Genomic DNA, 19,037 nt, shown 5'->3' on the forward strand with positions numbered 1-19,037 from the left:
CACTTATGCACATTATGCATCTTCTATTCAGTTTTGTATTTAAATCACTGCAAAAAGAGGCTGAACCGCATTGGGTTCAGCCTCTTCATCAGCTGTTAAAATTAAATGCTTACCCGCGTAAGTTAATCATTAAATCAACGCGACCTTGATCTTGTGATTTAATTTTTAATTCGTTCTGGGCATTAGTAGTAGCCAGCTTCCCCTTTTTAATGAGGTTTTGAATCAATCGCTGACCAAAACTGTTGCTCATTCCTGTAATCATCCAAGTTCGTTTCATATGCCCAGCTCCCTTCAAGCGTGTGTTAGTTGGGGAACATTCTACGCTTAATTAATATGAAGTCAAGCTAGAAACCTTCTTTTCGACGATTACTTAGCCGGTTCAAAAACCGTTCGCGCAATGCCAAACGCTGACCACGCCTTGGACCAACCGGTATAGAAAGCTAATTGGGTGATTAATTCCACCATTTCAGTTTTCGTCACACCATGCTTTTTTGCGATTTTCATGTAGGCTTCTAATTGCGGAAAGAGGTCTTGTGCCATTAATGCTGCATAGGTAATTAGGCTACGGTCGCGAGCTGGTAACTGTTTTTCGCGTGACCAGACTTGACCAAATAACACGTCATCGTTCAAAGCTGCAAATTGCGGTGCGAAGTCGCCTAAATTATCCCGACCGGCTGTTTGTTTTTCTACCATTATTGTACCTCCTAATCTAATGCATCATAGTCAGCGTCACTCACCGGTGCCAGCCATTCTGGCGTTCCCGCAGTAATCGCAACGTGGGCAAACCAGCTGTCCTTAGCAGCACCGTGCCAGTGTTTAACCCCATCGTGAGTCACAATAACATCGCCAGCAGTTAGTTTCTGAGCTGGTTTCCCCGCTTCTTGATACCAGCCACGACCACCAGTAACGAGTAAAATCTGAAACCCATCGTGGTGAATATGCCAATTGTTACGGCAGCCGGGTTCAAAGGTGACGTTACTAACACCAACGTTTACGGCAGGGTCATTCACTAAACTCTGTAAGTAGCTTTGACCCACAAAATACTGCGCGTAAGCCTCATTTTTATCTCCTAATGGGAAAATACTATTTTTAAGTTGTTCGTCTCTGTTCATCTTTAATTGCCTCCTAAGCCTGTTTAGTCGGATAAATCGTAAATTCATTCACGTTCACGTCTGCCGGCTGATCAATCGCAAAGTCCACTACCCGGGCAATGGCATCCGGCGTGATGCCGACTTTGGCATACAGTTGCTTCATTCCGGTCAGGGCTTGCTGATCCGTAATCGTCTGTAGTAATTCGGTATTGATAGCTGCCGGATACAGAGTAGCTGTCCGAATATTGGTTCCTTCTTGCGCACTTTCCGTCCGAATCACTTCCATTAAATTGCGAACAGCAAATTTGGTTGCCCCATAAACACCTGATCCCGGAAAACTCTTGATGCCGGCAACTGAAGAAGTCGTAATGATCTGACCTGACCGCCGTTGAGTAAAGATCGGCATCACGGCCGCAATGCCGTTTAACACGCCCTTTAAATTAATGTCGATCATGTCATTCCACTCAGCCGTTTTTAACGCACTGATTGGGGAGGATGGCATGATACCGGCATTGTTAAAAATCACGTCTGGCTCGCCAAAGGCTTCTTGCGCAACGGCCACCAGTGCAGTCAAATCTGCTGGCTGCGTCACATCAGTTACCCGATTGATTGCCTGACCACCAGCTTGCTGTATGTCATCGACAATGGTCTGTAACTTACCGGCGCGGCGGGCACCTAAAACCAATTTTGCGCCATGTTGAGCTAATAATTTAGCAGTCGCCTCACCAATACCAGATGATGCACCGGTAATCAGCACGATTTTATTTTTAATTGTCATATTTTCTCCTTTGCATTGCCCTTGTGACTTCAACAAAGCTTAGTTTAGGTTGAAATATAGTATACGTCTAATACTTAAAAAAACGGTTACCATGCTCAACAAGCATAGTAGCCGTTTCAGAATTAATTTTGAAAACTGTCTTTGAAACTCTTAATAAACTGATCAACAACGGGCGTCAAAATTCGTTCTCGTCGCCAAACTAACACACAGTTAGTTTCAATTGACGGTGCTAACGGAACGAAGCTGACTTCTTTAGGTTTCCGCCCGCTAATGGCCCCTTCGATCATTAAGGCTGGCGCAACCCCGTGGGCAACCAGTGAAATGACGTTAAAGGAGAGATTGAAGTGCCCTTTTACCTGCAGTTTTGAAATTGGCACCTGCGCCCAGTGACTAAGCATCTCTTGAACCTCATGCCGACCGGATAGGAGCAGGGGTATCCGTGTCAGATCAGTGGGGGAAATCGAAGCCTGTCGGGCCAATGAAGAGTTAGCTGACACCAATAATCCCCAACGTTCACGCCGTGGTAAAGTCAACGTTTTATACTTTGTCGTATCCACTGGCTGCAATAGGATCGCCACATCTAGTAAACCCTTATCCAGCCGTTCTTTAATGATGTCGCTAGTACCGCTAAAGATGTCAAAGGTCACCTGCGGATAATCGTGCACAAACTCCTCTAATATCATAGACAGCGTATCAGAATTATCTGCTTCGACACAGCCAATTTTGATGTTACCACTAAATAATTGCTGTTTGCGGGTCTCAAATGCTAGGGTGGTTTGCTGAGACAATTCTAAGATTTCCGCCGCCCGACTTTTTAGAAACAACCCCGCATCCGTGAGTGTTAAATGATGATGTTCACGAATAAATAACGCCGTCCCCAATTCGTCTTCCAGAAGTTTTAGCTGCCGGCTCAAAGTTGGTTGGGTAATATGTAAAATCGTGGCTGCTTTGGAGATGTTTTCCTCCTCCGCAATCGTGTAAAAATAACGCAGCAATCTTAGTTCCATAATCTCACCTCCCTGCATTTTGTTTAAGTCTAATTGCTGGTCACTGGATTGTAAAGCCGGCTATCAAGTTAAAAAACATTTACATGTTAATCTTAACTTCACTCGTCTCAGCATTAAGTGCTAAAATAACAGCATTAACGTTCAAAGGAGTACTAATATGATTTTACAACGTACTAATTTACCTAACATCAATCAGATCTCTGATGAAATGAGCCATGTGTTAGGTGACTATGACACCACTGAAATACGCCGTTTCTTTGTTTATTATCAGCAGTGCCAAGCTGGTGCCAAAGAGTTTGGGACTAAGCTGGAAAACCTAGATAGTGAATTTGAAATGCTTGAAAATCATAACCCGATTCACCATATGGAAACACGGATGAAATCCCCCCGAAGTCTTTTACGCAAACTAACTAAAAAGGGGTTAGACTTCACGTTTGATGACATTAAAGATAATATTTTCGATATTGCTGGCATTCGGGTGATCACCAATTACCTTGATGATATCGAAACCGTTGAAAACGCGTTGACTAAACAATCCGATGTCACGCTGTTGAAACGTAAGGATTACATTTCTAATCCCAAACCAAGCGGTTACCGAAGCCTGCATCTGGTCGTTTCCGTCCCTGTCTTTCAAGCCAGCGGACCAATAACAACTCCCGTGGAAATTCAACTACGAACGGTTGGCATGGATATGTGGGCCAGTTTGGAACACAAACTACGCTACAAAACCGATGTTGATAAACAAAAAGTCGAACAATTTGGCGATGAACTGAAGGGCTACTCGACTGAACTCAATCAGATTGAGACGCATATGCAGGGTATTTTTAATAACTTACAGGAAAAATAAGGCCGATTCTTTGGTAAATATGTTTCACGTGAAACATTTCAATTAATAAAGCGGACGGACACCATCAAGATCAGTGTCCGTCCGCTTTACTTCTTTAACAGTTTACTACTATATGTTAAGCGCTACTTTTCTTAAAGCTGTTTCTCCAAATTAAGCATTTCAATTAACCCATCCGCACAATCAGCGCCCTTATTACCACCTTTGCCACCAGCGCGACTAATTGCTTGTTCGAGATTATCAGTGGTTAAAACACCGAACATGACTGGCACTGGTCCAGTCAGAGACACCTGTGCTAGGCCATCAGCGGTTCCAGCACATACATAATCATAATGCGAAGTTTCACCGCGAATTACAGCACCAAGCGCAATGATGCCATCCACCTGGCCACTGTCCGCCAACTTCTTGGCTATCCGTGGTAACTCTAAAGCACCAGGGACGGTCGCTACTGTAATATCAGCGTTACTCACACCATACTTTTCCAATTGTGAAACTGCCCCTTGTTGCAACTTCTCCGTTACCAGTGCATTGAATTGCGCCACCACGATACCCACTTTAAAATCATGGTTAATTCTCGAATGATTTAAGACGTTCATTTAATTGACCTCCTTTAAAAGATGATGGAATTTATTCTTTTTAGTGGTTAAATACGCTTTGTTTTCTGGTGTTAGCCCCGTTTCAAGCGCTATTCGCTGATTAACCTGAATGCCATGATGTTCTAACTGCTGAATTTTATCCGGATTATTCGTCATCAAGTTAACCGTTTTGACACCTTCTTGCCGTAAAATGGTCGCTGCCAGACCATAATTACGGTCATCAGCCGGCAGGCCTAAATGTAAATTTGCCTCGACCGTGTCAAGTCCTTGTTCTTGCAGTTCGTAGGCCTTTAACTTATTAGCAAGACCAATGCCACGTCCTTCTTGGCGCAAATATAGCACTGCCCCTCGGCCAGCCTGTTCGATTCGTTTTAGTGATTCAGCCAGTTGAGCACCGCAATCACAGCGTTTTGAACCAAACACATCACCCGTTAAACATTCCGAGTGAAGCCGTAGCAATAATGGTTCATTACCTTGGATATTCCCCTTTGTAATCAGTAGTGTCGGTTCGCTATCGACACTGGTCTTAAACGCTTTCAATTTAAAGTTGCCATACTTAGTCGGTAAGTTAACCTCAGTAATTGTTTGAATCATTTTGAGCTGGCGATACTGTTGCAGTTCTGGAATTGTGATCATTGGTGTCTGGGTCCCTTCTGCATAGGCTTTAAGATCCTTGCGCCGAGCCATCGTCCCATCTTTTTTAAGGATCTCACAAATATAAGCGACTGGCTGACTGCCCGAAAGTTTCGCCAGATCAACCGCTGCTTCAGTATGCCCATCGCGTTCTAACACGCCATTATCCCGGGCAATTAAGGGAAAGACATGGCCTGGATGATAAAAATCAGCAAACTGACTACCCGTCTGAGCTAACGCCGCAATGGTGGTTGCCCGATCGTAAGCGGAAATCCCGGTACTGGTCGTCCGCGCATCAGTACTAATTGTAAATGCCGTCCCGAACGCATCCGTTGCATCCGTTACCATTGGTTTTAAGCCTAATCGTTGTGCGACCGTCGCACTCATGGGCGCGCAGAGCAGTCCCCGAGCCTTGGTTACCATTGTGTTAACAGTTGTCGGCGAAACATATTCGGCAAGTCCCACCATGTCCCCTTCAGCTTCACGGTTCAGCGAATCTGCCACAATAATTAAATTGCCCTGCTTAAGCGTTTTGATTGCTGCTTCAATTTTTTGAGTCAATGCTTGATTTGTCATTGAATTGCTTCCTTTCGCTGCCTCGCCACCACATATTTTCCCAAAATATCCGTTTCAATATTGACTAAATCGCCAATTTGGCGATCTCCTAAGGTTGTTTGCTCTTGAGTATACGGGATTAAACTCACACTAAATCGCCGAGCATGGGTCTGTGTCACTGTTAGGCTGACACCATCGATTGCGATTGACCCCTTTTTAACAATATAATCCTCATATTGAGAAGCAATTTCAAAACTTAATATGATGGCATTTTGGTCTTGCTCACGTTGAACGAGTTTCGCAGTAGTATCAACATGTCCTAGTACAAAATGACCATCTAACCGTTCAGTGACACCCAGTGCAGGTTCTAAATTGACGCGGTCATTTGTTTTTAATTGCTTGAGATTAGTTAGTCGGCTGGTTTCCGGCATCACTTCGACAGTAATTTGACCAGCTACAGCTTTAGTCACTGTCAAGCAGATTCCATTAATGGCATAACTATCGCCAGTATGCGGTCTTAATTCGGTCAGTACGGGAGCGCTAATAGTTAATTTTGCGGTATCCGCCGATCGTTTCAGTGCCACAACGCGACCAGTACCCTTAATAATTCCGGTAAACATCTTTACACCCTCCTAGTCTGAATCCGAATATCTGATCCCAGCATTGAGACTGTTGGCTTTTCAAACCCTGTTCGTGCTGTCAGCGGCTGCCCAATTACAGCGGGTAAACCGGTACCACCCAACACTATTGGTGCCACGTAAATCACCAGATCATCCACTAGTTCAGCTGCAATAAAGTCTGCCTGCAGATGACTGCCGCCTTCAACTAAGAGTGATTGAACACCCTCATCCGCTAATTTTTGAACCATTGTTTTCGGTGTCCAGTGCGGGTTAACGAATACTTGAATATTTGGGGGCAGCTTGGTCGACGATGCCGTTGCACTGAAGAACCAGGTGGGCGCAGACTGATCAAAGAGATAGCTCTGTCGGTCCACGTCATCGATATGCCAAACGAGTGCTGCTCGAATTGGCGGAAATACCATCGGATTAGTTCTAACAGTTAGGCGCGGGTTATCAATTGATAGCGTATGTTCGCCCACTAAAATCACTTGCTGCCGGTGTCTTAACTGCTGGACATCCTGCTGAGCTGCCGGTTGTGTGAGTAATGTCCGTTCCTTTTGAGCACTATTGATCTTACCGTCCAGTGACATCGCATACTTTAAGGTCACTAACGGTCGCTGATGCTGGTAAAAAAAGCGATACGCAACGTTTAATCCCAGTGACTCACCAAGAACCTCAACCTGGATTCCATGCGCCTTGAGGATTGCGACTCCCTTGCCGCTGACCAGCGGATTAGGATCCAGCAGTCCGATAACGACGCGGGTAATACCGACTTCCGTTAGCCGTTTCGCACATGGCGGCGTTTTCCCATAATGACTGCACGGTTCCAAAGTGACATACATTGTGGCACCCTTAGCCTGACTGATATCTGCTAGCTGTGCCAGCGCGTCAATTTCTGCATGTCGGTGACCGAACTGATGATGATAACCCACTGCCAAGACTTGCTGATCTTTGACGATCACTGCGCCAACTTGCGGATTAGTCCAAGTGGCTTGACCCTTTTTAGCGGCATCGACCGCCATTTGAAGATATTTTGATACTACCAAACCTCATTCACCTCACGAAAAAAGACCTCGCATAATAAAATGCGGGGCCTAATTGATTGATAAGCTAAACAAGATTTCATACGGAATAGTACACAAAAAAGTGTACACCAATGGTACGAAATAGTGCGTTTCTTCTCCCATCCAGACTTTAACTGTCGGTCCCAGACTCTCACTGGGTCAACCGCGAATAACGCGGGTCACGGACTTCAGCCATGTTGCGATCGCTTGTTCAATCTAACTGTCACCATCGGTCGGGAATTACACCCTGCCCCGAAGAAATCTATTCAGTTTTCATCGAGTATCGTACTATGAATCAATTTAGAATGCAAGAAGCATCGCTAACTTATTCTTTAATCGCAATACTCCGTGCCCGCAATGCCCACAGAATCGTCACGGTATCAACGACTTCTTGTAACAAAGCTCCAATAATCGCCGGAATAACACCAAAGCTGGCAATTAACATTAATACCGTACAGATCACGATACCCACCATCACCGATTCACGAGCAACCTGCATCGTTGACCGGGAGATTTGGACGGCAACCACGGTGCGCCGCAGATCATCCTTTAAAATTACGGCATCCGCCGACTCACTGGCCGTGGTCGCACCGCTAGCACCCATGGCAATTCCCACATCCGCAGTGACCAATGACGGCGCATCGTTCACCCCATCACCAACCATGGCCACCGGTTTCAGATCTGCTGGCACTTGTTTAAGCACCTTGATCTTCTCGCCTGGCAAACATTCTGCATGAACCTGGTCGATGCCAACCGCTTGAGCAATTTTTTGGGCAATGGACTGCCTGTCACCGGAGATCATCATCAAATTTTTAATCCCCAGCTTGTGCAATTCGGTCATGGTCGTGACTGCTTCAGGACGCAATTCATCCGTAAAGGTGACACAGCCTAAATACTGACCGTCAGTCGAAACGTACACTGCTGTATCCTCAACTTTTTGAATGGCACCAGCAGGCATTGCAAAGTCGGCTTTACCTACCCGAATCAGCTGACCGTCAATCATCGCTTGAACGCCCCCGCCAGTAGTTTCCTTAACGTCAGTCACCGTTGGCAGCTGTTCAGGAGCTGCTTGCATCAGCGAACGCGCTAAAATATGATTAGACTGCTGTTCGGTAGCTGCTGCCAGGATCAATAATTGATCTTTCGAAACGTTGGGCTGTACCAGAATGTTGCTCACCTGTAAATGACCCTTAGTAATCGTCCCAGTTTTATCAAATGCCATCGTCTTAACCTTTGCCAGTCGTTCTAAAGTCGTCCCAGTTTTCACAACAATGCCGCTCTGACTGGCCCGGCTCATCCCGGCAACTAACGCGATTGGGGCCGCTAAAATTAACGGACACGGTGACGCCACGACCAGCACTTCGGCAAAGCGTACTGGATCACCTGAGACGATCCAGGCAGTCCCCGCGATCACGTAGGCTAAAATGGTAAATGGAAGAGCATAGCGGTCAGCCATCCGGACAAAGTGAGCGGGCTGTGACTCCGCCTGTTTAACTAACCGGACAATGTTTTGAAATTGACTGTCGGCGGCTTTTTGATCTGCCACCATCTGGATGGAAACATCTCCGTTAACAGAACCTGACATAACGGTGTCACCAGTCGTTTTATCGATTGGACGCGATTCCCCGGTTAATGACGATTCATCTAACGTTGTGTTACCCGATAGGATCGTACCATCAACGGGAATCACTTCACCTGGTTTCACAAGGAGTTGATCACCAACGCTAACCTGATCCACTGCAATGGCTTTGATATCCCCATTTACCATCAGGTGAGCCTGCTGCGGTGACTTATCTAGCAGCGACTGAAGGTCTGCATTAGCCTTGTGGGCAGCGTAATCCTCCAGCGCATCGCCCCCGGTCAACATCAGTAACACGATCAAAGCGGCCTAGTATTCACCGATAGCCAAGGTCGCAATCACTGCGGTAATCGCTAAAAGATCCACCCCAAACTTACCAGAACGCAAGGTTTTCACCATATCAATGAACATCAGCAATGCAATCAATGAGCCTAAAACCGTCACTAACACTTGCGCCCAAATTGGCTGATGCAAGCCAAAAGCTAAAATCAGAGAAATCGTGCCAACACCTACAACCGCCCACAACCGTCGATAGTTAGAAAGTTTTTGCATGATGTCACCTCCTAGAGCATACTTTTCTTTTATTATACCTGAAATGATTTTTACACTGTTAGCAATAAGGTAAGTTTTATAAACGATAGGCAGACACAAAACAGTCTGCTTATCATTTTAACGATAAACAGACTGTTTTGCCCCATAATAAATTTTAACGAATCACCATCACTGAGATCGGTGCGTATTTCGCCATGTAAGCGGCTTGAGAGCCCACGCGACGTTTTAACCCTTTTTTAGCAATGGAACCAATGATCAACACATCTGGTTTAACGTGCGGAATCACATCTTTGACGATCACTTCGCCAGGTTTCCCTTCAGAAACCAGTGCGTTGACCTCTTCGACGCCAGCGTCCTGTGCTTGCTTAACGTACGTCTTAATGTGTTCAACAAGTCCACTACGTTCCCCATGAATGTAGTCCTTATCCAGTGCTTCGTAAACGCTAATTTCGCGATCCTCAAGTACTGAAACAATCGTTAATGCTGCATGACGCTGTTTAGCTGTAGCAATCGCATACTGAAAAGCTAACAGTGCATCTTCAGAATCATCAACACCAACCAAGATATGCTGAAATTCAGTCTTTTTATATGCCATCATGAACTCCTATCTAGTCTTCTGTACCAAGTTTAGCTTTAAGCCGCTTGTTACCTTGATGCAGATCGTAAATCATCCATATCAATAATGCCATCACACAGAAGATCAGGAAGTAGGCAATATCATCAGCTATGGCAAATTGTGCAGCAGTCGCATGGGCTGGCAAGAAGCCTTCGATGTTAGCTGGTAGACCATCCATGTTAAGGAAGGTCAAAGCAATCACTGAGAACCAGCCAAGGATCTTAATAACTAAGTTGTTCTTGAACCGATTACCCATTTCCAGCTTACTGTCAGTCATCATTAATAATGGCAGCATTGAGAATGGTAAAGCGAATGCTAGGAAGACTTGCGAGTTATTCATTAACTCATTAAGTGCTTCGTGTTGTTGGATTGGATTCTCATGACTAGTCATGCCAACACAAATCAGAACAGGAATAACTGAAATTAAACGGGTCACTAACCGACGTGCCCATAGTGGCATCTTCATGTGAATGAACCCTTCCATAATTACTTGACCAGTTAAAGTCCCAGTAATAGTGGAATTTTGACCTGAAGCAAGCAGTGCAACGGCGAACAGTACCGATAAAGCACCGGACTTGGCAACGGCAATCAAAATTGGGTTACTCAACATGGAAGAATCAGATAGCGCTTGGTATAAACCAAAGAATGAAGGATCTTTAACAGCACCCGTCTTAAATACAGCAACCCCCATCACCAGCAATAGTGCGTTGACTACGAAAGCCAGTGAGAGTTGAATATTTGAATCCCAAGTTGTAAAACGAACGGAACGTGCAATCGATTCTTCATCAGTATGGTCAGTTTTACGTGCTTGTGAAATAGCTGAGTGTAAATATAGATTATGTGGCATAACAGTCGCACCAATGATCCCTAATGAACCAGTCAAAGGTGTTGAACCGTTCACTTTAATCGAACTGGAGAAAGTATCCTTGGTTGGAATTAAGCCACCAAAAACACCCAACCAGTTAGGATTTGACAATGCAACTTCATAAGCAAAGACAAACAGAATAACCAGAATCAAGCAAACAACAAGTCCTTCAATTTTACGGAACCCAATTTTGGTTAATAATAGCAATAACAAAACGTCAAAAACAGTAATGAAAACCGCGTATACCAGCGGAATATGGAATAATAGATAAAGCGCAATGGCAGCCCCAATAACTTCCGCAATATCAGTCGCCATAATTGCGAATTCCGTGAACAGCCAAAGAACGATTCCTAATGCTTTGCTGGTACGCGCCCGAATCGCTTGTGCCAGATCCATCTGCGTCACGATGCCAAGTTTAGCTGCCATGTATTGCAATAACATCGCAATCAAACTTGACATTAAGATAACAGACATCAGCAAGTACTGGAAATTTTGACCACCAGTAATTGAAGTTGACCAATTACCTGGATCCATGTATCCGACAGCAACTAGTGCGCCAGGCCCCGAATACATGAATAAAGTTTTCCAGAAACCTCCTTTGGGAACTTCGATTGAGCCATTGATCTCTTCCAACGATTTACCGTTGGCATATTCGATCAAATGGTGCTTACGTGGTGTTTTTTGATCCTTCAAAATAAGTGCCACCCTTCATAAATTTGTTAAGCGTGTTTATTGTACAATTTTTTTTACGTTTGTAAAATAGAGTTTAGGCATTCCTTAACCTCAATCTGCTTTTATGGGTCCGCTTTCATGTACTAGCCATTAACCCTGAGCGCCCGTTCAAAAAAAGTTGAACTTTTTTTACAAACTAGGAATTTTGCCTGTTTTTAGAGCTACTTTGCTTGTATTCACTATTATTAATATTTAATCTTATAAGTAAGAACAACGAAAGAAGGGATTACATTGAGAGACTTATTCATCAATTTGGCATTACCAGATCGTTAATGAATTGTTAATCACGAAAGGATGATTTATATATGGCAATCCACTCAGACAATAATCAAGTCACACCCCAGGCAACCGACGAACAAAAAGACGCCGGCCCCAGTCAGCAACCAATCTGGCGCCAATCGACTTCCCAACTAGAAACAAACTGGCAGACCAACTGTGAAGACGGTCTTAGTACAGTTGAAGCAAAAAAACGCTTCGCAGAACATGGCCCAAATGAGCTAGAAGCCAAGAAAGTGTCAAATTTGTTGCGGTTTATCAAACAATTTAATAACAGTATTATCTATATTCTGTTAGCTGCAGCCATCATCACGTTTGTGCTGCACAGATACTCCGATTCAATTGTTATTGGATTAGTGATCATTGCCAACGCATTAATAGGCTATTTTCAGGAAATATCAGCTGATAATGCCTTAGCAAAAATCAAAGATCTATTAGTATCAGAAAGTTTTGTGATCCGTGATAGTCAAAAGATCACGTTACCATCCCGAGAATTAGTGCCTGGCGACATCGTTCGACTGGAAGCTGGCGATTCCGTTCCAGCTGATCTGCGATTAGTTGAAGCTGATAACTTAAACATTCAAGAATCGGTACTGACTGGTGAAACTGATTCAGTAGAAAAGATTGAAGAAGCCATTGATGCTGACGATGTCCCCTTAGCGGAACGGCAAAATCAAGCTTTTGCCTCTACCGCCGTCACTAGCGGTTCTGGATTAGGAATCGTCATCGCTACTGGGCGTCATACTGAAATTGGTAAGATTCAACAAGATGTTGCGGAAGTTAAAGCTAAACCAACCCCGCTGATGCAAAACTTAAACCGGTTAGGCGTGGGCCTCTCAATTGCCATCGTGGTTGCGGCAATCTTACTCTTCATTTTAGGCGCGGTGATCCACGTCTATAGTTTACCTACCTTATTGATTGCCGTCATCACAATGGTTGTTGGTTCAATGCCAGAAGGTCTGCCAGCTAGTACCTCGGTGGTGCTGGCCATGGGAACTAGACGGCTAACAAAACAAAACGCCATTGTGAAGACCTTGCCAGCTGTTGAAACGCTGGGCGCCGTAGACATTGTCAACACCGATAAAACCGGTACCCTAACTAAAAACGAAATGACTGTAACTGATATCTTGACACCTGAACATCACTACCAAGTATCAGGGGTTGGCTATGATTCAGGAGGTGCCATCCAAAACCAGGACGGTAACACGGTTAACTGGCAGCAAAATAAGCATTTGAACTGGCTGGTCCAAATTGCCGGACAAACGTCAGATGCCGTTTTTAACCAAGAAGATGGTCAATGGGTCCTCACCGGTGAGCCAACTGATGGTGCGCTCACAGCACTTTATCATAAGCTCAATCACACCGAACCAAATGTAAACGAGATCGACTCACTGCCCTTTGATTCAGCCTTTCGCTATTCCGCACGGCTAGTCGATTACAACAGTCAGCGAGTGCTGATGGTCAAAGGAGCTCCCCAGACACTGGCAAACCTCATTGAAGCACGTGGCGGTACCGTTAACGCCGGCGTCATGAAAGAGCAAATGAGTCAACTGACGCAGCAAGGTAAACGAGTTGTCGCATTAGGCTATCAGGTTATTTCCCAGGAAATAACCGAAATCGATCCCGATATGATTGGTAAGGGCTTAACGTTAGTCGGCCTAGTGGGGATCATTGATCCACCACGTCCAGAGGTTGCTGCTGCGGTCAAAAAGCTGCGCTACGCGGGCATTCAAGTTAAGATGATCACCGGTGATGATCCGGATACAGCAGCCGCAATTGCCCAACAGTTAAACTTAGCCGATTCACCAAAAGCCATTACGGGTCCGGAATTAAATCAGCTGTCAGACGATGAACTGGCCAAAGTCATCGATAACTACACCGTGTTTGCCAGAACCACGCCTGCTGATAAACTCCGCATCGTCCGCGCCCAGCAGTCACTGGGTCACGTTGTTTCCATGACCGGTGACGGGGTCAATGACGCCCCTGCTTTGAAACAAGCTGACATTGGTGTTGCGATGGGAATCAAAGGAACTGACGTTGCCAAGGGCGCTGCTGATATGGTGCTTGCCGATGACGACTTCACCACGATCCTGGCAGCCGTTAAGGAAGGCCGCCACGTGTTCGATAACATCCGTAAAACGATTCGTTTCCTATTACCAACCAGTTTTGCTGAAGGACTTATCGTGGTGTTAAGTATCGTCTTGGATCAGTCGTTACCGCTCTACCCGACGCAGTTGCTGTGGATCAACATGGTCTCCGCCCTCACGATTCAATTCGCGTTTATTTTTGAACCAGTTGAATCCGGCATCATGTTACGGGGGCCGCGAAACGTTAAAGCCGGTATTCTGTCACGGATGGACGTAGTTGAAGTTATCTACGTCTCATTATTGATCTCTGGCTTAGGAATATTTGCTTACGACACGTTGGTCAATCACAGTATTACCGCCTTAATGGGTAGCACAATGACGTTAAATATCGTTATCTTTGGGAAGATCTTCTACCTATTCAACCTGCGAAATAACCATCCAGTGGTTTCAAAATACTTCTTCCAAAACAAAATGGCGTTTTACATCATCGCACTGTTGATCGTCTTGCAGCTGGGTATCATTTACCTGCCCTTCATGCAAGGCATCTTCCACACGACGGCCATCGACTTCCACTACGGTTGGGGTATTCCAATCATCATGGGCTTCATTGTCCTGGTGGTAACGGAAATCGTTAAATTGTTTAGGCTACACTGGAATCAGCTGCATAAAGATCGCATTAGGTAACAAACAAGTAGTAGATACTAAAAGCGCATGATGACTTATCATCATGCGCTTTTAGTATTTCCCGGGGCATAATTTCCCAGTTCTTCTCTTATGCTGTTAATCTGAAATATTCCCACATATTTTCACTACTAATATATGACCATGTTTCAACTCATCAACTTAATTTAATCTGAAATTCTTCTGGTCCATTAATCGACTCAACACTAATTTTTTGCCCGTTTTCCAAGGAATCATCACACCAGAAATCAGAGTGAGTATGTCCCTTAAACCAAAACTGATACCGTGGACCTTCGGGGGTCTTCTCTACATCAACTGACGCCTGACTGCCATCCGATAACTTGACCATTTCAAAACCTTTCGTTGGATGCATGTAAATAGTTGTCATAATTTCTACCTCCATGTTGCATGGTAACATATTTTAGGAATGCCTAAAAATAATTCGCTCAAAAAAATAGCCACCCTTGAGATGGTATTTTTCGGCTAATTTTTACAAATCTAGTAAATGAACCCCCCGCACGCTGCGAATCTGATCCGTCACCACTAAGGCGTCCGGGTCCACGGACATAATGATTGGCATCACGGCCGTCCAATCCCGGTTACTGCAGACATAGAATAACGCATCCGTATCTTTCTTGCTATAAAAACCCGTTGCTTTTAGCATGGTGATTCCCTGTCCTAACTGAGTCGATAAAGCTTCGCCAATCGCTTGGTTTTTGGGAGAAAAGACTAATACCGACCGCTTGGCACCAACCATATCCAAGTATTTATTCAGCACAACCGCTGAGACGTATAGTTCCAGTACCGTTAATAACATGTTTTGAAAGCCAATCACCAGCCCTGACGGAATCGCTACGATCAGATCAAAAAAGAGCATGGCAGACCCATTACGAATCCCGAAATAGCGATTAACGATTTTCGCCAGGATCGTACTGCCGGCAATGGTTCCCTTAGCGCGGAAGATCAGTCCCATGGAAATCCCCATTAACACGCCACCCGTAATCGCAGCAATTACCGTTTGGGTCGTATGGTATGGCCAAAATACTGGCACTCTTAAAAAAATACTGATCCAAAGTACCGCCCACAGTGAATAAAACACAGTTTCCCGCTTTAAAAACTTAAAACCGATTAAAATTAAAATCCCGTTTAAGACAATATTGGTCAGTGCCGGTGAAATTCTAAGCGTATAATAACCCAACGCGGTTAAACCGGTAACCCCACCCTCACCAATGCGATTAGGAATCAAAAAATAGTTGATTGCCAGGGCGTAAACTAAGGCACCAATAATGATCTGCAGACCGTTTTTTAAAATTGCTCTCAATGATAAATTCCCCTTACGCGTATTAATGTTTACTATCTACTCTACGCTATAAAGATTATTTAAATCAACCTTATATCCTGCATCTTTAGATCATTACTAGCAATTGCTAACTGCGGTTTCACATGAAACATTCAGGTTAAACGCGGTTACTCGGGTTGTAGCGATTTAACGTGATACAATAGAAACGTATAACCAAATCAAAGGGAGTGTTTGCATGACTAAACGGATCAAGGGCTCTTGTACCACGATGCTTGTGGGCAAAAAAGCCTCCATTGACGGTTCCACTATAATTGCAAGAAATGAGGATGGCGCCGGTCCGCTGAATCTACAAAAGTTTGTCGTCGTTAACCCTAAAGATCAGCCACGGCATTACAAGGCTGTGTTAAGTAAAGTTGAAATGGATTTACCAGATGATCCGTTACGGTACACGTCAACACCTGACGCCACTGACGGTCACGGTATTTGGGCTGCTGCTGGCATCAATAGTGCCAACGTTGCCATGACGGCGACTGAGACCATTACCTCAAATTCTCGGATTCAAGGTGTCGATCCATTGGTAGAAGATGGTATCGGTGAAGAAGATATCACCGCCATTACTTTGCCTTATGCGCATTCCGCTCGTGAAGGCGTTAAGCGTTTAGGCAGCTTACTGGAAAAATATGGTACGTATGAAATGAATGCCATGGCTTTCTCCGATAAGGATGAAGTTTGGTACTTTGAATCAATCGGTGGTCATCACTGGGCTGCCATCCGCATTCCTGACGACGCCTATGTCATCGCACCCAACCGCTTAAATATCGATCAATTTGATTTCAACTCTGACGATACGCTATTTGCCAAGGATCTGCCTGATATGATTGAAAAGTATCACATGAATCCTGATAAAGATCAGGTCAATCTACGGCATATCTTTGGTAGTTCAACGATCAAGGATACCCGCTACAACAACCCACGGGCTTGGTATGGTCAAAAGTACTTCAATCCAGAATTTGATACCACTCCAATCGATCAGGACCTGCCATTCATTTGCCGAACTGATAAGAAGATCACCATTGAGGATATGAAATTTGTTTTGAGTTCACACTATCAAAACACCCCATATGATCCCTACGGTACTGGTACTGAAGCGCAAAAGAAACAGTTCCGGCCAATTGGCATCAACCGGAACCAAGAACTGCATATTCTGCAGATTCGTAACGATGTTCCAGCCGAAATTGCCGGGATTCACTGGCTCGCCTTTGGTCCCAATACCTTCAACGCGGTCGTTCCCTTCTACGCTAACGTTACGGATACCCCAGAGGCTTACAAGAATACGACGACTAACTGCGATCCAACCAATATGTACTGGTTGCCAAACGTGTTAGCGCTGATCGGTGATCAAAATTTTGCTCTGTATGAAGATCAGGAAAACTTGTTTGAAGAACACACTGTTGCTCAGTGTCGGAACCTGCAAATTAAGACCGATCAGACAGCTACAAAACAATCTGATCTATCCGCTTATCTAGAAAAGGTCAATAACCAAATGGCTGATATTGACCAGAAGAACTCAAACGTTCTGCTGGGTCAAATGTTAGGCTTAGGTGAAGCCCAAATGAAATTACAATTTACCTTGAACGATTAGTAACGCTGAATCAGCAAAAAGCCTGTATTTCCAGTCATCAATGATTGGAATACAGGCTTTTTCTAGTTCAACCTTTAATTTAACACACTAGATTCTGGCTCGTGCTTCTTTTGGCGAGAAATGGCTGAACAAGAAAAGCACAGAAACCACTCCTAGTACCATGCAATACCAGCTATACGGTACGATGGACGCCGCGGAAACCTGGGCAATTGCACCGGCCATTAATAATTGGCCGCCATAGGGGATCAGCCCTTGACCGACACAGGAAAAGACATCCAAAATACTAGCAGTATACGATTTGGAAATCTGGTAGGTATCTGACAGATCTTTTGAGATCGGACCGGCAATCATAATTGAAACGGTGTTGTTGGTAGTAATGAGATCCAATAACAGGATTAAAAAGGCAACGGCAAATTTACCACCTAAGGCACCGTGGGCATGCTTAGTAATCTTATCAAGCAGCCACTGAATGCCGCCCATGTGCGTCATTAAAGCGGCTAATCCGCCCACTACAATGGAAATCAGTGAGATGTCTGCCATAGACAGCATCCCCTTATGAATTGAATCCAACGCGCCAATAAAATCAAAGCTCCCAGCACTGATACCGATGACCGTTGCAGTCACGATTCCCATCAACAAAACGATCAACACATTAATGTTCATAAACGATAAGGCGATGACGACGATGTACGGTAAAATATCCAGCCAGTGGATCGTACCAAGACCACCTACATTGGCATCTCCAACGTGTACCGTCATTAGTAGTGCGATAGTGATCAGCACCGCCGGAATGACCATAATCGCGTTAGTCTTGAATTTATCAAAAATCGTTACGCCCTGAGTCTTAGCGGAGACGATGGCAGAGCCGGAAATAAGCGATAGATCATCGCCGAACATGGCACCACTAACCACTACCCCCGCCATTAACGGCATACTAATGTGAGCCATTTGGGCAATACTGGCCGCAATTGGCATCAACGCCGCCACAGTCCCCATAGAAGTTCCCATAGCAAAACTGAGAATACACCCCAGAATAAAGACCCCTGGGACCAAAAACGACTTGGGTAAATACGTCAATCCAATATCGGTAATCGTCTCCACCGCATGCATCGATTTAGTCACGTAGTAAAAGGCCCCCGCTAACAGGAAAATAATAATCATTAAAATCATGGTTTCCTGCCCAGCACCTTTGAAATAAACGGTTAACTTATCGTTAAAAGTATCCTGTTTATTATCACCCTTTAATAAGAAAGCAACGATACTTGCTAGCATCATGGCTACTAACAGCGGCATATTGTCGAAACTGCCAGTTAACACGCCCGAACTAATGTAAAGAACCAGGAAAAACAAGAGTGGCAGCAATCCCACAAAGTTCCCCTTGGGTGACGGTTGATTCGTTTTCATGATCAATTCCCACTTTCAAAATGTTTACTGAAAACATTATAACGGTCTGGATTTTGAGAAAAATGGGAGATTACTGAGAGTTATCACATTGTTGGGTAACGCAAAAGCAGCCTAA

Annotated in this window: 17 protein-coding genes, 1 pseudogene and 1 riboswitch; of the genes and pseudogenes, 3 read left to right on the top strand and 15 right to left on the bottom strand. The window is 44.6% G+C overall.

What is annotated here, in order from left to right; translation table 11 throughout:
• Window positions 1-109: 109 nt before the first annotated feature.
• The 5 genes from FFM73_RS12710 to FFM73_RS02570 all read right to left on the bottom strand — a co-directional run bounded on the left by FFM73_RS12710 (window position 110) and on the right by FFM73_RS02570 (window position 2,876).
• Window positions 110-277, bottom strand: coding sequence for a hypothetical protein (locus tag FFM73_RS12710; RefSeq protein ID WP_171001171.1), 168 nt, complete (start codon window positions 275-277; stop codon window positions 110-112).
• An 89-nt stretch (window positions 278-366) separates the two neighbouring features.
• The gene (locus tag FFM73_RS02555; RefSeq protein WP_137630220.1) at window positions 367-693 is read right to left on the bottom strand and encodes a carboxymuconolactone decarboxylase family protein; all 327 of its coding nucleotides are present in this window, start codon (window positions 691-693) and stop codon (window positions 367-369) included.
• An 11-nt stretch (window positions 694-704) separates the two neighbouring features.
• Complete coding sequence (locus FFM73_RS02560) at window positions 705-1,112, bottom strand: cupin domain-containing protein (RefSeq protein ID WP_137630221.1); 408 nt, start codon at window positions 1,110-1,112, stop codon at window positions 705-707.
• 13 nt (window positions 1,113-1,125) lie between these two features.
• Window positions 1,126-1,869: an SDR family oxidoreductase gene (locus FFM73_RS02565; RefSeq protein WP_137630222.1), complete on the bottom strand. Its 744-nt coding sequence runs from the start codon at window positions 1,867-1,869 to the stop codon at window positions 1,126-1,128.
• A gap of 122 nt (window positions 1,870-1,991) precedes the next feature.
• Window positions 1,992-2,876: a LysR family transcriptional regulator gene (locus tag FFM73_RS02570; RefSeq protein ID WP_137630223.1), complete on the bottom strand. Its 885-nt coding sequence runs from the start codon at window positions 2,874-2,876 to the stop codon at window positions 1,992-1,994.
• Window positions 2,877-3,033: 157 nt separating this feature from the next.
• On the opposite strand from FFM73_RS02570, the gene FFM73_RS02575 reads away from it, so the two are divergent.
• Complete coding sequence (locus FFM73_RS02575) at window positions 3,034-3,723, top strand: GTP pyrophosphokinase (protein ID WP_137630224.1); 690 nt, start codon at window positions 3,034-3,036, stop codon at window positions 3,721-3,723.
• A 131-nt stretch (window positions 3,724-3,854) separates the two neighbouring features.
• Here the strand turns inward: FFM73_RS02575 and ribH are convergent, their stop codons facing one another.
• The 7 genes and pseudogenes from ribH to FFM73_RS02610 form a co-directional block, all read right to left on the bottom strand.
• Complete coding sequence (gene ribH / locus FFM73_RS02580) at window positions 3,855-4,316, bottom strand: 6,7-dimethyl-8-ribityllumazine synthase (RefSeq protein WP_137630225.1); 462 nt, start codon at window positions 4,314-4,316, stop codon at window positions 3,855-3,857.
• Window positions 4,317-5,525 (bottom strand): GTP cyclohydrolase II, encoded by a 1,209-nt coding sequence (gene ribA, locus FFM73_RS02585; protein ID WP_137630226.1) that lies wholly within the window; start codon window positions 5,523-5,525, stop codon window positions 4,317-4,319.
• Window positions 5,522-6,124 (bottom strand): riboflavin synthase, encoded by a 603-nt coding sequence (locus tag FFM73_RS02590; protein ID WP_137630227.1) that lies wholly within the window; start codon window positions 6,122-6,124, stop codon window positions 5,522-5,524. The genes ribA and FFM73_RS02590 overlap by 4 nt, the downstream gene beginning before the upstream one ends.
• A gap of 2 nt (window positions 6,125-6,126) precedes the next feature.
• Window positions 6,127-7,170, bottom strand: coding sequence for a bifunctional diaminohydroxyphosphoribosylaminopyrimidine deaminase/5-amino-6-(5-phosphoribosylamino)uracil reductase RibD (gene ribD / locus FFM73_RS02595; RefSeq protein ID WP_137630228.1), 1,044 nt, complete (start codon window positions 7,168-7,170; stop codon window positions 6,127-6,129).
• Window positions 7,171-7,295: 125 nt separating this feature from the next.
• Window positions 7,296-7,452: riboswitch (FMN riboswitch) on the bottom strand.
• Window positions 7,453-7,513: 61 nt separating this feature from the next.
• Window positions 7,514-9,319: pseudogene (locus FFM73_RS02600) on the bottom strand (heavy metal translocating P-type ATPase).
• Between the two features lie 154 nt (window positions 9,320-9,473).
• Entirely contained in the window at window positions 9,474-9,914 is a 441-nt protein-coding gene (locus FFM73_RS02605; RefSeq protein WP_137630229.1) for a universal stress protein, read from the bottom strand.
• A 13-nt stretch (window positions 9,915-9,927) separates the two neighbouring features.
• Window positions 9,928-11,496 (bottom strand): Nramp family divalent metal transporter, encoded by a 1,569-nt coding sequence (locus FFM73_RS02610; RefSeq protein WP_137630251.1) that lies wholly within the window; start codon window positions 11,494-11,496, stop codon window positions 9,928-9,930.
• Between the two features lie 341 nt (window positions 11,497-11,837).
• Here FFM73_RS02610 and FFM73_RS02615 point away from each other — a divergent pair, with 341 nt between their 5' ends.
• On the top strand, window positions 11,838-14,579 hold the full coding sequence (locus FFM73_RS02615) for an HAD-IC family P-type ATPase (RefSeq protein ID WP_137630230.1): 2,742 nt from the start codon (window positions 11,838-11,840) through the stop codon (window positions 14,577-14,579).
• Window positions 14,580-14,733: 154 nt separating this feature from the next.
• Here the strand turns inward: FFM73_RS02615 and FFM73_RS02620 are convergent, their stop codons facing one another.
• Together FFM73_RS02620 and FFM73_RS02625 are read right to left on the bottom strand one after the other, a co-directional pair.
• Window positions 14,734-14,964, bottom strand: coding sequence for a hypothetical protein (locus tag FFM73_RS02620; RefSeq protein WP_137630231.1), 231 nt, complete (start codon window positions 14,962-14,964; stop codon window positions 14,734-14,736).
• 102 nt (window positions 14,965-15,066) lie between these two features.
• A complete protein-coding gene (locus tag FFM73_RS02625) occupies window positions 15,067-15,897 on the bottom strand; it encodes a YitT family protein (RefSeq protein ID WP_235874433.1) in 831 nt (276 codons plus the stop codon).
• 214 nt (window positions 15,898-16,111) lie between these two features.
• Between FFM73_RS02625 and FFM73_RS02630 the strand changes: the two genes are divergently transcribed.
• Entirely contained in the window at window positions 16,112-17,518 is a 1,407-nt protein-coding gene (locus FFM73_RS02630; protein WP_137630232.1) for a C69 family dipeptidase, read from the top strand.
• An 87-nt stretch (window positions 17,519-17,605) separates the two neighbouring features.
• Here the strand turns inward: FFM73_RS02630 and FFM73_RS02635 are convergent, their stop codons facing one another.
• Window positions 17,606-18,922, bottom strand: coding sequence for a Na+/H+ antiporter NhaC family protein (locus FFM73_RS02635; protein WP_137630233.1), 1,317 nt, complete (start codon window positions 18,920-18,922; stop codon window positions 17,606-17,608).
• Between the last annotated feature and the right edge of the window lie 115 nt (window positions 18,923-19,037).

Source organism: Secundilactobacillus hailunensis, assembly GCF_005405185.1.
Taxonomy (GTDB): Bacteria; Bacillota; Bacilli; order Lactobacillales; family Lactobacillaceae; genus Secundilactobacillus; species Secundilactobacillus hailunensis.

What these genes read in the sequence shown, in the direction of transcription:
- FFM73_RS12710 (WP_171001171.1), bottom strand. Translation starts at nt 277, where the DNA reads ATGAAACGAACTTGGATGATTACAGGAATGAGCAACAGTTTTGGTCAG.
- FFM73_RS02555 (WP_137630220.1), bottom strand. Translation starts at nt 693, where the DNA reads ATGGTAGAAAAACAAACAGCCGGTCGGGATAATTTAGGCGACTTCGCA.
- FFM73_RS02560 (WP_137630221.1), bottom strand. Translation starts at nt 1,112, where the DNA reads ATGAACAGAGACGAACAACTTAAAAATAGTATTTTCCCATTAGGAGAT.
- FFM73_RS02565 (WP_137630222.1), bottom strand. Translation starts at nt 1,869, where the DNA reads ATGACAATTAAAAATAAAATCGTGCTGATTACCGGTGCATCATCTGGT.
- FFM73_RS02570 (WP_137630223.1), bottom strand. Translation starts at nt 2,876, where the DNA reads ATGGAACTAAGATTGCTGCGTTATTTTTACACGATTGCGGAGGAGGAA.
- FFM73_RS02575 (WP_137630224.1), top strand. Translation starts at nt 3,034, where the DNA reads ATGATTTTACAACGTACTAATTTACCTAACATCAATCAGATCTCTGAT.
- ribH (WP_137630225.1), bottom strand. Translation starts at nt 4,316, where the DNA reads ATGAACGTCTTAAATCATTCGAGAATTAACCATGATTTTAAAGTGGGT.
- ribA (WP_137630226.1), bottom strand. Translation starts at nt 5,525, where the DNA reads ATGACAAATCAAGCATTGACTCAAAAAATTGAAGCAGCAATCAAAACG.
- FFM73_RS02590 (WP_137630227.1), bottom strand. Translation starts at nt 6,124, where the DNA reads ATGTTTACCGGAATTATTAAGGGTACTGGTCGCGTTGTGGCACTGAAA.
- FFM73_RS02605 (WP_137630229.1), bottom strand. Translation starts at nt 9,914, where the DNA reads ATGGCATATAAAAAGACTGAATTTCAGCATATCTTGGTTGGTGTTGAT.
- FFM73_RS02615 (WP_137630230.1), top strand. Translation starts at nt 11,838, where the DNA reads ATGGCAATCCACTCAGACAATAATCAAGTCACACCCCAGGCAACCGAC.
- FFM73_RS02620 (WP_137630231.1), bottom strand. Translation starts at nt 14,964, where the DNA reads ATGACAACTATTTACATGCATCCAACGAAAGGTTTTGAAATGGTCAAG.
- FFM73_RS02630 (WP_137630232.1), top strand. Translation starts at nt 16,112, where the DNA reads ATGACTAAACGGATCAAGGGCTCTTGTACCACGATGCTTGTGGGCAAA.
- FFM73_RS02635 (WP_137630233.1), bottom strand. Translation starts at nt 18,922, where the DNA reads ATGAAAACGAATCAACCGTCACCCAAGGGGAACTTTGTGGGATTGCTG.